Annotated in this window: 14 protein-coding genes and 1 pseudogene; all 15 read left to right on the top strand. The window is 41.8% G+C overall.

Going from position 1 to position 14,717, the window contains the following annotated elements; translation table 11 throughout:
• Positions 1-396: pseudogene (locus ACLTL4_RS09335) on the top strand (hypothetical protein); the annotation flags it as partial.
• A 224-nt stretch (positions 397-620) separates the two neighbouring features.
• Entirely contained in the window at positions 621-4,214 is a 3,594-nt protein-coding gene (locus tag ACLTL4_RS09330; RefSeq protein WP_412320463.1) for a discoidin domain-containing protein, read from the top strand.
• Between the two features lie 17 nt (positions 4,215-4,231).
• Entirely contained in the window at positions 4,232-4,357 is a 126-nt protein-coding gene (locus tag ACLTL4_RS09325; RefSeq protein ID WP_412320462.1) for a hypothetical protein, read from the top strand.
• 74 nt (positions 4,358-4,431) lie between these two features.
• Positions 4,432-4,767 (top strand): hypothetical protein, encoded by a 336-nt coding sequence (locus ACLTL4_RS09320; RefSeq protein WP_412320461.1) that lies wholly within the window; start codon positions 4,432-4,434, stop codon positions 4,765-4,767.
• A 106-nt stretch (positions 4,768-4,873) separates the two neighbouring features.
• Positions 4,874-5,350: a S24/S26 family peptidase gene (locus ACLTL4_RS09315; RefSeq protein ID WP_412320460.1), complete on the top strand. Its 477-nt coding sequence runs from the start codon at positions 4,874-4,876 to the stop codon at positions 5,348-5,350.
• Between the two features lie 153 nt (positions 5,351-5,503).
• Positions 5,504-5,770: a PqqD family protein gene (locus ACLTL4_RS09310; RefSeq protein ID WP_173866657.1), complete on the top strand. Its 267-nt coding sequence runs from the start codon at positions 5,504-5,506 to the stop codon at positions 5,768-5,770.
• Positions 5,771-5,773: 3 nt separating this feature from the next.
• On the top strand, positions 5,774-6,493 hold the full coding sequence (locus ACLTL4_RS09305) for a hypothetical protein (RefSeq protein ID WP_412320459.1): 720 nt from the start codon (positions 5,774-5,776) through the stop codon (positions 6,491-6,493).
• Complete coding sequence (locus ACLTL4_RS09300; protein WP_412320458.1) at positions 6,451-7,713, top strand: nucleotidyltransferase family protein; 1,263 nt, start codon at positions 6,451-6,453, stop codon at positions 7,711-7,713. Before ACLTL4_RS09305 ends, ACLTL4_RS09300 begins: the two co-directional genes overlap by 43 nt.
• A 57-nt stretch (positions 7,714-7,770) precedes the next feature.
• On the top strand, positions 7,771-8,478 hold the full coding sequence (locus ACLTL4_RS09295; RefSeq protein ID WP_412320457.1) for a CpsB/CapC family capsule biosynthesis tyrosine phosphatase: 708 nt from the start codon (positions 7,771-7,773) through the stop codon (positions 8,476-8,478).
• Complete coding sequence (locus ACLTL4_RS09290; RefSeq protein WP_412320456.1) at positions 8,475-9,503, top strand: LCP family protein; 1,029 nt, start codon at positions 8,475-8,477, stop codon at positions 9,501-9,503. Before ACLTL4_RS09295 ends, ACLTL4_RS09290 begins: the two co-directional genes overlap by 4 nt.
• 51 nt (positions 9,504-9,554) lie before the next feature.
• Positions 9,555-10,292, top strand: a complete 738-nt coding sequence (locus ACLTL4_RS09285; RefSeq protein WP_412320455.1) for a YveK family protein — start codon at positions 9,555-9,557, stop codon at positions 10,290-10,292.
• A 3-nt stretch (positions 10,293-10,295) separates the two neighbouring features.
• Positions 10,296-11,000: a CpsD/CapB family tyrosine-protein kinase gene (locus ACLTL4_RS09280; protein WP_412320454.1), complete on the top strand. Its 705-nt coding sequence runs from the start codon at positions 10,296-10,298 to the stop codon at positions 10,998-11,000.
• A 103-nt stretch (positions 11,001-11,103) separates the two neighbouring features.
• Positions 11,104-11,673, top strand: a complete 570-nt coding sequence (locus ACLTL4_RS09275; protein ID WP_412320453.1) for a leucine-rich repeat protein — start codon at positions 11,104-11,106, stop codon at positions 11,671-11,673.
• Between the two features lie 202 nt (positions 11,674-11,875).
• On the top strand, positions 11,876-13,327 hold the full coding sequence (locus tag ACLTL4_RS09270; protein WP_412320452.1) for a sugar transferase: 1,452 nt from the start codon (positions 11,876-11,878) through the stop codon (positions 13,325-13,327).
• A gap of 54 nt (positions 13,328-13,381) precedes the next feature.
• Positions 13,382-14,506, top strand: coding sequence for a glycosyltransferase family 4 protein (locus tag ACLTL4_RS09265; protein ID WP_412320451.1), 1,125 nt, complete (start codon positions 13,382-13,384; stop codon positions 14,504-14,506).
• Positions 14,507-14,717: the final 211 nt, after the last annotated feature.

Below are 14,717 nucleotides of genomic sequence, written 5' to 3'. Positions count from 1 at the left end.
GATAATTCCTTACTGGCTGTAAGGGATATTAACCATAAATATATTGTAGTAGATTATATACCGGATGATCCAACAGAGATCCGGCATGTGGATGAAGTGCTGAAACTTTTGCAGGTCATGACAGGAGATAGACGTTATGAGGAAATTTTCAGGAAAAAGAAGGAAGGAGTGCACAGTATGTGTGATGTGGCAGAAAGGTTAGAACAAATGGGCATTGCCAAGGGAATCGAGATTGGCAGGAGTGAAGGAAGAACAGAGGGAAAAATTGAAGGCAAAATCGAAGGCAAGGTCGAAGGCAAAATACTGGTATACAGGAATTTGTGCCGGGAAGGGTTTGATGAGAAAGAAGCCAGGAGACTTACGGAGTTGCCGGAAGATGTGAATTTGGAACAGTAAAAGAAATAGAATGTCTCTGACATGTTCGGCCGAAAGGCTGAACTGTTACTAAAAAGGTCACTAAAAATTTATAAAACGAAAAGAATCGTATTGAATTTTAAGAATAAAAATGATACTATATTGTATAAAGTTTTGTTAAAAACACGTATGCAATGAAAAGGAGAGTGGTTATAAAAAAATTGCAATATGTTTTGGAAAGTACAATTAAGAAAAGGAGAAAGAATATGAAATTGAAAAAAATTTTAGCACAGTCATTAGCTGTGGCTATGGTATTGTCAAGTGTTCCAGTTGCTAATTTTACAGCACTTGCAGCAGAAGATACTGCAGCATATGCCAGTGACGATGCAAGCACCGTCGATGCGACAGCAGATGCACTTCCGGCACCATACGGATATAAAAATCTGCAGCTGACAGTTAATGAAAATGTAGAAGTAACAACAGCTGACTCGCCAAGTACAGCAAAAGACACGAATATTCTGACAAACAATGATGGGGCATTTTTGGCGATTAATGGTAATGATAGTGGGACATGGATTAATTTTCACTTTCATGAGGCACAGACTGTAGCAGGATGTTTATATTATTTATCAAAGGGTCAGTTAAATGGATATGTCAGGTTTGCAAAAGTAGAAGTGAAGACAGAAGGCAGTGATAGCTATCAGAATGTATATGAGAATGTATATGAGAACGAAACTGCCTGGGAGAAAGAGAATGTTACACGTGCAGCACTGTTTACACCGGTTTCAAAGGTTACAGATGTGAAATTTTATGGCATCTCGTTCAATGGTATTGCTAATTATATGCAAATCAATAAGATGCGAATCGTGACTGTCCCGGAAAATGCAGCACTTGTGACAGCGACAGCATCTACATCGAATGAAGAACTGGGAACAGTGACTGTGGATGTTGCTGAGGCAAAAGGAAAATCAAATACTGTACAGGTGATGAAGGGGGTTCCTGTCAAATATCAGGCAACAGCAACAGAAGCAGGCGAATTCGTTGAATGGCGTGATGCTTCCGGCAAAATTGTCAGCAACGATGCAGTGTATACGACAACGGCTGAAGAGGATACCACACTGACAGCAGTTTTCAGAGACGCTTACTATGAAAAGATTGATCAGAGTATTCTGAAAGCAAATGCAAAAGATAATTCGCATGCAAATGTGAATAACGCATCTACGCATGATTTACCGGCAACAGCTGCTTTTGATGGAGACGAGAGCACCTTATGGCATCAAAATTATAATCAGAGTGGCGGTGTGGGAAGCAAGGACAAGCCGTCTGCTTCTAATCCAATATGGATTCAGACAAGTTTTGGAACTGAAAATGAAAAAAACAAAGTAGAAACAGTAGGATGCCTGACTTATAGAGGAAGAGCAAATGGTAGTACAGCTACACGTATTTCAGATTATGTTATTTTGGCAGCAAATAGAGAAACAGGAACCCCAGAACCTAGAGATTGGGCAGTTGTAAAGGCGGGAACGATGTCATCAAATATTTCGGCAGGAAATGATGTTGATACAATAACTTTTACGCCGGTAAGAGCAACTCATATTCGCTTGGTGGCTTTGTCTGGATATAATTCAGCAAGTTTTGTATGTGCTGGTGAAATTAATCTGTACAGAGTGAAGGATACTTCGGCAAGAGTATCAGAATTGGAAGATATCGAGACAAGTGCAGGCATTAAAAATGGAACGGTAACAATCCTGCCGCCTGGATATGAAACAACAAATGATGCAAGTGAGTCAGCTGCGGCAGATGAATCAGCTTCAATAATAGGAAAACGCCTGTCAGGAACGACACGAAATGTTACTTTGTATGCAGCACCAAATGAAGGATATGTTTTCAATGGTTGGAAGAAGGATAATGCAGTTGTTTCAAGAAGTTCATTTTCTTTAACGAATACGTATGAATGTGCCAATTATATACCAACTTTTACTGAACAGCTTTCCTGCTCTCTGATAAGTATACAGCAGGATAATGTACGAGCTAATTCAGCACAGGGAACAAGCACTGGAAATGATGGTCCTGCCTGGTATGCATTTGATGGAATCGAAGCCCATCATTGGCATACAAAATATAATAATACTGGTAGTGGAGAAGGCGGGATACCGTCGTCAACAAATAAGTTGTGGATTGAAGCTGGATTTGGCTCAGAGAAAAATATCAGAAAGCTTACATATCGATCAAGATCAGATGTTGTCTCCTGTAATGCAAAAGATTATGAAATTTTGGCGGCAACTACAACAAAAGAACAGCCAAGTGATAGTGATTTTGTGGTTGTTTGCAAAGGACAGTTTGAAAATAATAATGAGGAACAGACGGTGATTCTTCCGTTTACTGTAAAAGCAACCCATATTCGGTTACGTGTATCATCGGTGTACGATCATAACAACTCTTATCTTACTGCATCTAAAATAACCTTATGGCAGGAAGATGATGCAAATGACAGTGATGTGTCCAAAGTGATATCTGTTCCATCAGTTAGTAGCAATGATATAAATTTAGGAACAGTGTCTACAGATAAGAGTTTAATGTTGGATAAGATTGATACTGCTGTTACTATGACAGCAACTCCGGCTTCTGGTTGCCATTTTGTAAAATGGCTGATTACAGATGCTAAAGGAGCAACCACTGAGAAATCAACAGCAGTACTTAATGAAGTTGTAAACAGCAAGAGTCAGTACTCTTATGTGGCATTGTTTGCAAAAGATGCAGAAGTATCGGTGAGTCTTGACCAGACCTATGTAACAATGACAGCGGGTGATTCAGCTACACAGACACTGAAAGCGATTGTAAAAAATGCAACAAATTCAACAGTTGATTGGACAACAGATAATCCGGATGTTGCAACTGTTGACGACAATGGAGTCATAACAGCAGGCCAGCGTGCCGGAGAAGCTACGATCACCGCAACATCAAAAGAAGACAATACAAAGAGTGCAACCTGTACAGTAGTTGTAAATGCAGCACCATCCACAGAAGCATTGCAAGCACTCATTACTGAAGCAGCGAACAAAGGGAGCGATGGAAAGCATTATTCAAAGGAGTCATCAAAGAAACTTAGTGAAGAGCTGAAAATAGCTCAGGGACTTCTTACATCTACAGATTTTGAGGCAATTGCAGCAGAAGAAGCTAAACTGAGAACGGCAATGGATAATCTGGTAGAATTATATAAGGTAACAATAAAATCAGAAGAAGCTGCTTTGGAAGACCTTATATTGACTGCTGTGGATGGTGATGGTGAAGACGAAGGAAGTGATACTACAGGAAAAGAAAAATGGATTTATGTTCCAATGTTTTCAAGAGTGAAGGTAACAGCACCGGGAACAGCAAATGATGCAAATTTTGCACAGTGGCAGATACCAACTAAGGGGTTTGAAGGAAAAGTTATGTGTACAAGCACGAGTTATACATTCTATGTTGTCGAAGATATGATATTGGAGGCCTCTTATGTTGAAGCAGAACCGGAAGTAAATATTTTCTGTGCAGGACGTTATCTTACTTCTCTGGGAAAAGTTTCATTCGTCGCAAAACGTTCAGTTGATAAGTCATACAGAGTGATCGAACATGGCATTATTATTACAGATCAGACAGGATGGGATAACCTGTATAAGAATAATACGAATGCAATGGTAAAAGGTGCAACCAGAACAAAGAAATCAATTGCAAAGGGAACTGCAAATAATGGAACTTATGAAGCACGATTAAAAGCGGGCAAAAAAGAAAAATGGTATGGAAGATCTTATGTCACTTATACGGACGGAGATACAACCTATACCGTATATTCCGATGTTGCACCGTATGAAAGCAAATAATAAAGAGGTGACAAAAAATGAAAAGAAATTATGAAGAACCGGAAATGGAAGTGTTGTTACTTGAATTTGCGGATGTGATGAATCAATCTACTCCTACAACTGAGGAAAGCGAATTAGGTCCGGATTTTGGCAATTTTGACTAAAGCATAATGTAATACCTGCACTGCTGGATTGGAGTGCAGGTATTTTTAAACCTGTGAAAAAGGAAGAAAATAGTATGAAAAAGATTATTTATATATGTTTGATATGTCTTATGATCTGTTCCTGTTCCGGATGCAAAAAGAAAGATCAGACACAGCAGATGGCAACAGTAAAACAGGAAAGTGAGACAGAGACAGTAAAAGAAACAGAAACAAATAAGGAAACGGAGATTCAGAATTTACCGCAGAAAACAACAGAAAGTGACAGTACAGGACAGAAAAATACAGAAGCAAGTACTGATAAGCAGGCGGCAGAAAACAGCACGGTAACTTCGCAGGAGAATGTAGAAACAGAAGAACTGGAAATTGGTGGTGAAGACTCATGGGAAGACAGTGCGGACGGCTGGGACTGAAAAACGATAACAAATGCATATGAATGCAGCAAATCTCTGCTTTTCCGGATAGAAGGGCAGGGATTTTTCGCATTATTCTGGAATGCAGTGGAGGAGAGCAACCGATATGCAGCAACGGGAAATAAAACTGGAACAAATAGAACAGACAATCCGGAAAGTTCTCGCAAGGGGTGGTGAGTTTTCTTTTTATCCGGGAGGAACGAGTATGCAGCCGTTTATCGTCCAGGGGCGGGACAAAGTCACACTTGCAGCACTTCCGGACAGGATAAAAAAGTATGATATCATACTGTATAAGCGGGAAAACGGTACATTTGTGCTGCACCGGGTAACAGGGAAAAAAGAAAATGCTTATATATTCCGTGGGGATAATCAGTTCTCGGATGAATATGGCATAAAAAGGGAACAGATGATCGGAAGGGTGACAGAAATCATCCGTGGAGATGAGGTGATCCCGGTGAATGATATAAAGCATAGGATGTGGGCAGGATTTTGGGTAAATACTGTCTTTTTCAGAAGGGTGAAACGTTTTTGCCTGAAATGCAGAAAGAAAAAACAAAATCTGGATAAAAATAAGTCATGTTGAATAAAAATGAAAAATAAGCCATGTTGACCAGGAGGACAAATATCGCTATAATTATGGAGTAGAGAATGGTTTTTGCGGCTTAATATTTCGATTCGATAGGAGCAGTGTAAATAATGTTTCCATATTCAGAGTGATAATAAGGAGAAAATTGATATGAAAATCAAAGGAGATTATCTTTTAGATACGATCGGCGGCGAGAAGATGGCTGTGCCGATCACAGTAAATGACGGAGGACTGGCAGGGCTGATCAGGCTGAATGAAGTGGGAGCGTTTCTGTGGGAGAAACTTCAGGGCGGAACAACAGAGGCAGATCTTGTAAAAGCTCTGACATCGGAATACGATGTGAAAGAAGAGAAAGCGACAGCCGATGTGAAGAAGTTTCTGGAAAAACTTCGCACAAAGGGATTGTTGGAGGAGTAGAAAATGGTAACGAAAAACTACCGGTTTGCAGATGTTGCTTTTACATTACAGATGCAGTATCCATATCTGGAGAAGCAGTGCAGAAGTTATGAAGTGGAAGAGCCGGGGATACTGATCGCAGCCAGTGATGAGGAGATCGAAAGAGAGGATCAGTCTGGCGTCAGCAGTTCGAATGGAATGCTGGAGAGTCTGGCGGTGTACCGTAAGATTTCAGAAATTATGGTTGAACACGATACATTTTTGTTTCACTGTTCCGCAGTTGCACTAGACGGTCAGGCTTATCTGTTTACAGCTCCGAGTGGCACCGGAAAATCAACCCACACACGGCTGTGGCGTGAAATCTTTGGTGAGCGTGCCGTGATGGTAAATGATGACAAGCCTCTGATCCAGGTGCGAGAGGATGCCATCTATGTCTGCGGCACACCGTGGAATGGTAAACATAACCTGGACAGCAACCAGAAAGTACCGGTCAAAGGGATCTGTCTGCTGGAACGCGGAGAAAAGAACCATATCAAGATGATTTCACCGGCAGATGCATTTCCGTATTTATTTCGCCAGGTCTACCGGCCGGCAGATCAGACAAAACTGATCCGGACGATCACTCTGCTCAAGCAGACGGCAGAACGTGTACCGCTCTACCGGATGCAGTGTGATATTTCCCATCAGGCGGCACAGATGGCATGGAAAATGATGAGTGGCAAGAAAGAAGAACAGAACCGGTGAATGAAAGAGATACGATGAAAAACAGCAGAAAGACCAACGTAAAATCTAATACTTCAGACATAGAAGCAAAAGAAAAGAAAGAGCAGCAGGAACAGGAAAAAATTCTTGCAGCCAAATATCTCATCGAGTTGATCCGCTCTGTCCTGGAAGAGCGGAAACCACAGCCAAAGCCGGAAAAAGTTTCGATGAAACAGCTGTTCCTGACGGCAAAAAATAACAATCTTATCTGCATGGCATACGATGCACTCAGGCAGATCGCAGAGCCGGAAGATGAAGATATCATGAAAAAATGGCAGAAAACCAGTCAGTCCTGTACCGTGATGGATGCGGTACAGAGAAGTGAAGGAAACAAAATTTTCAGAGCCTTCACAGAACAGGGAGAAATACGCATACTTCCCATGAAAGGCTGGATCATGAAGGGATTCTATCCCAGACCGGAATACCGTCAGATGGGAGATCTGGATTTTCTGATCGACCGTGAAAACCGAAAAAAAGCTAGAGATATCATGTGTGGTATGGGTTACAGGTTTGTAAAAAATGAATGTGATGATACCGTGGATGTCTATAAGAAAGAACCGTGGATGTATGTTGAGATACATAATCACATGACCCCTTATAAGAATAAAACCAAATACGAAAAAATATGGGAACGATGTAAAAAAAAAGACGGTCTGTATGCCATGAACTGGGATGATTACTATATGTTCATGCTGGATCATCTGGAAAAACATTTTTATTCTTCCGGTTGTGGAGTTCGTTTCTTACTGGATCTTTTTATTTTTATGGAAAAAAAGGGGAAGGAACTGCACAGAGATGTCCTGGAAAAAGAATTCCGGATCAGAGGAGAAGAAAACTTTTTTGAACAGCTGGAAAAGACAGCACTTTCCTGGTTTGGAAAAGAATATCATGTGGGTGATACGAGAATGGAGAAACTGATTCTGGTTTCAGGAGCATTCGGTACAGATAATCAGAAATACACAAACCGACAGGAAAAGATTCAGAAAAAATATAAGAATAAAAAAGTGGCAAAAGCCATGTATTTCCTGACAAGGACATTTCCGGAGTATTCTTATATGTGCAACATTTATCCATTCCTGTATAAGATACCGATACTGATGCCTGTCATGTGGATCGTGCGCCTGCTCTGTGCACCCGTAACGAAAATGGATCGCATCCGAAAGGAAGTCAGGTTCTGGAAAAACATGGGGAAGGAAGAATAAAAGATGTCAGGCTGAAATAAGAACACGTTAAAAGAATGCGAATGAAGGGAGAACACTATGATTGATTTTCACGCACATATCTTGCCGCGTATGGATGATGGAAGCCACCGTATGGCAGAAACGCAGAAAATGCTGAAGATGGAGTACGATCAGGGAGTCCGGCAGGTTGTGGCGAGTTCTCACTTCTATGCCCAGCATGAATTCCCGGAGGTTTTTCTGGATCGGCGGGAAAGACGGCTGGCACGTGTAAGAGAAACACTGTATGAGGAAGAATGGGGACAGGAAATGCAGATCTTCGGAGGAGCAGAAGTACTCTATTACAATGGAATGGCAGATTCCCCGATGCTTCCAAGTCTTTGTATTGAAGGGACAGATACACTGCTTCTGGAGATGCCTTTTTCTCAGTGGGACAAAGAAGTCTATAGGGAAGTGCGGAAAATCATTGAAAACCGCAGGATTAAAGTGATACTGGCTCACGTGGAACGTTACAGTTCGTATCAGAAAAATAAAGATATCTGGGAAGAAATCCTGGATCTTCCGCTGACAATCCAGTTAAATGCAGGAGAGATCCTTCAGTTTGGAAAGAAAAAACTCTGCAGAGAGCTGCTGAACAGCGGGATTCCGGTGCTTCTTGGGAGCGACTGCCATAATACAGGAAGAAGAGCACCGAACATGCTAAAAGGAAGAAAAGCAGTGGAGAAGCTGGCAGGGGCAGGAAAATCAGAAGAGATCGATCGATTGGGAGAGCGGGTATTAAACATATGAAAAGACAGAAAACAACAGGGATCATAGTGCTGCTGGCAGTACTTGTGTGTGTACTTGCTGTGGGAACGTGGTATTTTAGAAAACAGCACTCAGAAAAGGTTTCAGCGACAGAAGGGCAGACCGAGACGCAGCAAAGTGAAACAACGGATGAGCTGGAGCGGCTTTTATGGAACAAAATAAAATTAAACGGGAAAAAATATAAATATTCCACGGACTATGAGACGTATCTGTTTATGGGGACGGATGGCAGCGGTAAGGAAGACACAGACCGTGATGAGTATATCGGAAATATGGCAGATTTTCTGATGCTTGTGATCGTAAATCGAAAAGAACAGACGTATACATTCCTGCAGCTGAACAGAGATACGATGACAGAGATCAATCTGATCGGACGCAATGGAAAAGGGATGGCCATCGCCGATATGCAGCTCTGTACGGCACACTGGTACGGAGGCACACCGGAAGAAAGCTGCGAAAATACAGTAAAAGCAGTCTCCAGGATGCTTGGAGGAGTCAAAATTAATGGCTACTATGCGATCAATATGGAAGATATCGGAAAACTGAACCATGCAATCGGAGGAGTTACCGTAACCATCGACAGTGATTTTGGTGATGTAGATCCGACACTGAAAAAAGGCGAGACCGTTACGCTGAGTGATGAACAGGCATATAATTTTCTGAGATATCGTCAGGGAATCGATGACAGCGAAAATACTTCACGTATGAAACGTCACAGACAGTATATGCAGGCATTTATGGCGAAATTAAAGAAAAAAATGCACGATGATCCATCCATTGGGGCAGAAATTTATGAACAGATGTCAGAAGTGGCAGTCACCGATATGAGCGGAGGAGTTCTGACAGACATTCTGACGGATATGCAGCAGGCAACAAACAGGGGAACCTTTGAACTGGAAGGTACGACAAAACTCGGTCAGCATCTTGACGATGGATTGGAGCATACGGAATTTTATTTGGATAAAATGGCTATTGTCAAAACTTTGAAAGATTTGTATAATATGTGAGAAAAGTTATGTAAGAAAAATGTAGAAAAAGACAAAAGAGAGGAACTACTTATGGATCAGAGCAGGGAGAATATAATCGAAGATTCTCAGGACGAAATTGATATTGGCGAACTGCTTCGTTATCTGAAAACGAAATGGATTGTGATTGTGGCAGTGTTTTTGATCGGCGTGATTGGAGCCGGCGTTGGGACAAAGTGTCTGATCACACCTAAGTACACAGCAGTATCCAAACTTTATGTTGTGTCTGCTTCAGGGAAGAACATTGTCAATCTGGATGATTTAAGACTTGGTACAACCTTATCATCGGACTATACAGAGCTTTTGAAGACCAGACCGATCTGCAACGAGATCATCAGTGACCTGGGACTGGATTATACGGTCGGCCAGCTGAAAAGCATGATTTCGATCGTTCCGATCGAAGATACCAGACTGCTGACAGTCAGCGTGGTAAGTGCAGATCCGGAAGAAGCAAAAAACATTGCCAATACTCTGGCAGACAAGGCAGTTACATATCTTCCGAAGCTGATGGGTATCTCAGCCCCGAATATTGCAGAAGAAGCGATCACCCCGGCAGTACCGTCTTCCCCGAGCACAAAGAAAAACGTAGCTCTTGGAGGCATTCTGGCACTGGCACTGATCGTTGGAATCTATACCGTACGTTTCCTGATGGATGATACCGTCAAGACAGCAGAAGATGTAGAAAAGATTATCGGAGTTATGCCGCTTACTGTTATCCTGGAATATCAGGATAAGGACAAGAAAAAACAGGGAAGACATCGGAGGAAGTAGGTTATGAATAAAGTACAGATCAATAATATGCCGACGCTTACCTATTCTACAGAAGAAGCGATCAACCGATTGAGAGTAAACTTAAACTTTCAGGCAAAAGATGTGAAGAAGATCATGGTGATCAGCAGTACCGAGAATGAAGGCAAAAGCTTTGTGGCATTTCATACTTGGAAACAGATGGCAGAATCCGGTATCCACACATTGCTTCTGGATACGGATCTGAGAAAGTCTGTTATGGCAGAAAAATACCAGATGGAGGCAGAAAACGGCAAAAAGCTCATTGGTACATCCCATGTGCTTTCCAAAGATATGCCGTTAAAAGATGCTGTATGGCACACGATTATGCCGCAGGGGGATATTTTACCAAACGTAGAAAACCTGGTAAACCCGGCAATGCTCTTAGAGAGCGAGACATTCCACCGTCTTCTGAATGAGGCGTCCGAAGAATATCGCTATATTTTCATTGATGCACCGCCTCTTGATCTGGTATCCGACGGAGAAAAGATCGGTTCTCTGTGTGATGGGGCGATTCTTGTTGTCGCAAGCGGTAAGGTGTCACGTGGCATGGTTCAGAATTCTATCCATCAGCTGGAGAGAGCCGGATGTCCGCTGCTCGGTATTGTGCTGAACCGTGTGGAAGATCAGCGAAAGAAAAATTATTACCAGAAATATGGTTACTATGCAAGTGAAAAAGGAAAGAAAAAATAAATCCGGGTATTTCAGCGGCTATCAGGGCTTGCTGATTTACTGCATGGCATCTTTCTTACCATGCAATATATTTTTTATAAAAGGAGAAAGGAGGGAAAACAACATGAAAAAAGTACTGAAGAAAGTTATGGCATTGACTCTGGCAGCAGTATTGACGATCGGTACAGCTGTTACATCTACCGCAGCAGCACCGAGCCCGACAACCGGTAAGAAGCCAGTCAACCAGATTGCAGACACAGACAGTAAAGGTAATAACACTAAGACCCCTGTTTATACGGTAAAGACCTATGATACAGGCAGAGCACGTATTATCGGAGCTGCGACAATCAAGAAAAATGTGACTGTTCCGAACTACGTTAAAGTAAACGGCGTGAAGTACAGAGTTACCAGTATTGGTGCAAAGTCTCTGAAAAACTGGAAATCTGTAAAAAAGATTATACTTTCCAAGAATATCAAGACGGTTCACAATCAGTCTTTCAAGAACTGTAAGTCTCTGAAAACAATCGTTGTGAAAAATACAAAGAACATCTGGTTCTCACAGGATACGTTCAAAGGAAGCAACACAAAGAAAATGACCGTTAAGTTCAGCAAAAAAATGTCTAAGAAAACTTATGCAAAAATGCAGAAGAGATTAAGAAAGATTGGATTTAAGGGTAAGATCACCAGAGGCTAGTTCTGGATGGGCAGCTGCAACAGCTGCGAAGGAAAGGCACTATGCTTGTTAAGCAATACATTATAAGTATAGTGCTTTTGCTTTACAGTTGTGAAAAAGAAAACGATGTAGCACCGTGGGGGGCAATTTGCAAAAACGGGATGCACATTTGAAAATAAAGGGTGCATGGGGATAAATAAAAGATAAGAAAGAGAGCAGTTTTATGTATAGAAAAGATTCAGAAGGTTGGTTGAAACATGCAGATTTTATTGTATTGGATCTTCTGTGCCTGCAAATCTCATTTATTCTGGCATATGTCCTGAGCGGATATGGCTGGAATCCATATCATATTATGCTATACCGAAATATGTCTATATTTCTTGAACTGGCAGATTTACTGGTGATTTTCTGTTATGACACAATGAAAGGCGTACTGAAAAAAGGCTACTATCGGGATTTTGTGGTGACACTTAAACATTCCATCATGGTTGGAGGACTGGCAATTTTATATCTGTTTCTGCTTCAGCAGGGTGGAGATTATTCGAGACTGGCATTATTCCTTACTATTTTATTGTATACAGGGATCACTTATCTTGTGCGAGAACTCAGGAAGAAATCTCTGAAAAAACAGATGCAGAACGGAGGAGAGAGGTCTTTACTGATCATAACATCAGGAGAAGTGGCAAGACGAGTCGTTGATAATATGAAAGAAAACAATTATGCACGCTTTCGGATTGCAGGCGTATCTGTGATCGATGAAGACTGGATCGGAAGAAAGGTCGAAGATATTCCGGTTGTTGCAAACGAAGAGACCACTCCGAAGTATGTCTGCAAAGAATGGATCGATGAAGTCCTGATCGTGATTTCAGACGATATCCCATATCCGACTGAACTGATCAGAAAACTGAGCGAAACCGGAGTAACGATCCATCTGAACCTTACGAAAGTCACCAATATTCCGGGAAAGAAGCAGTTCGTGGAGAAAGTTGGCGTGTATACCGTTCTTACGACAAGCATCAACTACGCATCTGCATTTCAGCTGGCACTTAAAAGAATGATGGATATTGCAGGAGGACTGGTCGGATGTATCCTTACTGGACTGATCTTCCTGGTCGTGGGTCCAATGATCTATATCGCATCGCCGGGACCGATCTTCTTTTCACAGGAACGTGTCGGCAAGAATGGCAGAAAGTTTAAAATTTATAAATTCCGCAGTATGTACATGGATGCAGAAGAGCGAAAAGCAGAATTAATGGACGAAAACAAACTTGGTGACGGCAAAATGTTCAAGATGGATTTCGATCCGCGTGTGATCGGAAACAAAGTCCTGCCGGATGGCACACACAAAACAGGAATCGGAGATTTCATCCGCCGGACAAGCCTGGATGAATTCCCACAGTTCTTTAACGTGTTAAAGGGCGACATGTCGATCGTCGGCACAAGGCCGCCGCTGATTTCCGAAACCAATCTCTATGAGTTGCACCACAGAGTCCGACTGGCAATCAAACCGGGCATCACCGGCATGTGGCAGGTGAGCGGTCGCAGTGATATCACAGATTTCGAAGAAGTAGTACGGCTGGATAAAGAATACATCAGCAACTGGAATATCGGGCTGGATATCAAGATCCTGCTGAAGACGGTGCTGGTAGTGTTTAAAAGAGATGGGTCAGTGTAAGAACTGAATTCGGACAGATCCAAAAGTGGAAGAAAAGCATTGGTGGGGAACAGTATGAAAGATAAAATTACGGTGTCCATGTTCGGACAAAAACGTCTTTCCCGTGAAGGTGGGATAGAGATTGTTGTAAAAGAACTTTGCACCAGAATGGTACAGGATGGTTGTCAGATTACTTGCTATAACAGATCAGGTCATCATGTGAGCGGTGCAGAGTACGACAGGAAAACGGAATATAAGGGTATATGTCAAAAGTTTGTTCCGACGATTGAACGAAAAGGTCTCGCAGCGGTAAGCTCTTCTTTCTTTGCAGCTCTTTGCAGTGCATTTGGAAAATATGATGTGGTGCATATCCATGCCGAAGGTCCGGCTTTTTTCTCGTGGTTGCCGAAAATATTCGGCAAAAGGGTTGTGGTAACAATCCACGGTATAGACTGGAAACGTGAAAAATGGAAATCTGGTTTTGGATCTAAATTCATCCGACAGGGCGAAAAGAACGCTGTAAAGTATGCAGATGAAATGATTGTCTTGAGTAAAGGTGTTCAGGATTATTTCAAAGATATGTATGGAAGAAACACACGATTCATTCCAAATGGTGTGAACCGGCCGGAAGTACGGAAAGCTGATCTGATAACAGATAAATTTGGCCTGACTAAAGATTCCTACATACTGTTTCTTGGCAGACTGGTACCGGAAAAGGGAATCAGATATTTGATTGAGGCGTTTAAGAATGTTAAAACAAATAAAAAGCTGGTCATTGCCGGAGGTTCCAGTGATACCGACTCCTTTACGGAGGAACTAAAAGAGCTGGCAAAAGATGATAACAGAATTATTTTTACCGGATTTGTGCAGGGACAGATACTGGATGAGCTATATAGCAATACTTATATCTACACACTTCCTTCTGATTTAGAAGGTATGCCATTGAGCTTGCTGGAGGCCATGAGCTATGGTAACTGTTGTCTGGTTTCTGATATTCCAGAGTGTGCAGAGGTTGTAGAAGACAAAGCTTTGATCTTTAAAAAATCAGATGTAAAAAGCTTACGGGAAAAGATGCAAGATGCCTGCGACCATCCGGAAAAAGTTGCGAAGATGAAGAAGCAGTCAGCTGATTTTATCTGTGAGAAATATAACTGGGATGATGTTGTAGAAAAAACAATAGAGCTGTACAGAGGGAGATAACGGATGAAAGTATTGTTAATCAATAATCTCCTCTAACCGAACGCAGGTGGTGAGATGTACATAGTGAAAACGCCGAAAAAATAGCGTATTTACGGCACTTTTTGAGAAATGGATAGAGCTGCGAGAGCGGTTTTTATCTCGCTACCTAGGTTCAGCAACAGCAGATGATTTTATCATAAGAACTTTCAGTATCACTACCTGCGTTTGTATG

The sequence above is a fragment of the Hominisplanchenecus sp. genome (assembly GCF_046967715.1).
Taxonomy (GTDB): domain Bacteria; phylum Bacillota; class Clostridia; order Lachnospirales; family Lachnospiraceae; genus Hominisplanchenecus; species Hominisplanchenecus faecis.
This window is presented reverse-complemented; position numbering and strand designations above follow the sequence as displayed.

Excerpts from the sequence above, each read along its gene's own strand:
- ACLTL4_RS09330 (WP_412320463.1), top strand. The coding sequence starts at position 621 with ATGAAATTGAAAAAAATTTTAGCACAGTCATTAGCTGTGGCTATGGTA.
- ACLTL4_RS09325 (WP_412320462.1), top strand. The coding sequence starts at position 4,232 with ATGAAAAGAAATTATGAAGAACCGGAAATGGAAGTGTTGTTACTTGAA.
- ACLTL4_RS09320 (WP_412320461.1), top strand. The coding sequence starts at position 4,432 with ATGAAAAAGATTATTTATATATGTTTGATATGTCTTATGATCTGTTCC.
- ACLTL4_RS09315 (WP_412320460.1), top strand. The coding sequence starts at position 4,874 with ATGCAGCAACGGGAAATAAAACTGGAACAAATAGAACAGACAATCCGG.
- ACLTL4_RS09310 (WP_173866657.1), top strand. The coding sequence starts at position 5,504 with ATGAAAATCAAAGGAGATTATCTTTTAGATACGATCGGCGGCGAGAAG.
- ACLTL4_RS09305 (WP_412320459.1), top strand. The coding sequence starts at position 5,774 with ATGGTAACGAAAAACTACCGGTTTGCAGATGTTGCTTTTACATTACAG.
- ACLTL4_RS09300 (WP_412320458.1), top strand. The coding sequence starts at position 6,451 with ATGGAAAATGATGAGTGGCAAGAAAGAAGAACAGAACCGGTGAATGAA.
- ACLTL4_RS09295 (WP_412320457.1), top strand. The coding sequence starts at position 7,771 with ATGATTGATTTTCACGCACATATCTTGCCGCGTATGGATGATGGAAGC.
- ACLTL4_RS09290 (WP_412320456.1), top strand. The coding sequence starts at position 8,475 with ATGAAAAGACAGAAAACAACAGGGATCATAGTGCTGCTGGCAGTACTT.
- ACLTL4_RS09285 (WP_412320455.1), top strand. The coding sequence starts at position 9,555 with ATGGATCAGAGCAGGGAGAATATAATCGAAGATTCTCAGGACGAAATT.
- ACLTL4_RS09280 (WP_412320454.1), top strand. The coding sequence starts at position 10,296 with ATGAATAAAGTACAGATCAATAATATGCCGACGCTTACCTATTCTACA.
- ACLTL4_RS09275 (WP_412320453.1), top strand. The coding sequence starts at position 11,104 with ATGAAAAAAGTACTGAAGAAAGTTATGGCATTGACTCTGGCAGCAGTA.
- ACLTL4_RS09270 (WP_412320452.1), top strand. The coding sequence starts at position 11,876 with ATGTATAGAAAAGATTCAGAAGGTTGGTTGAAACATGCAGATTTTATT.
- ACLTL4_RS09265 (WP_412320451.1), top strand. The coding sequence starts at position 13,382 with ATGAAAGATAAAATTACGGTGTCCATGTTCGGACAAAAACGTCTTTCC.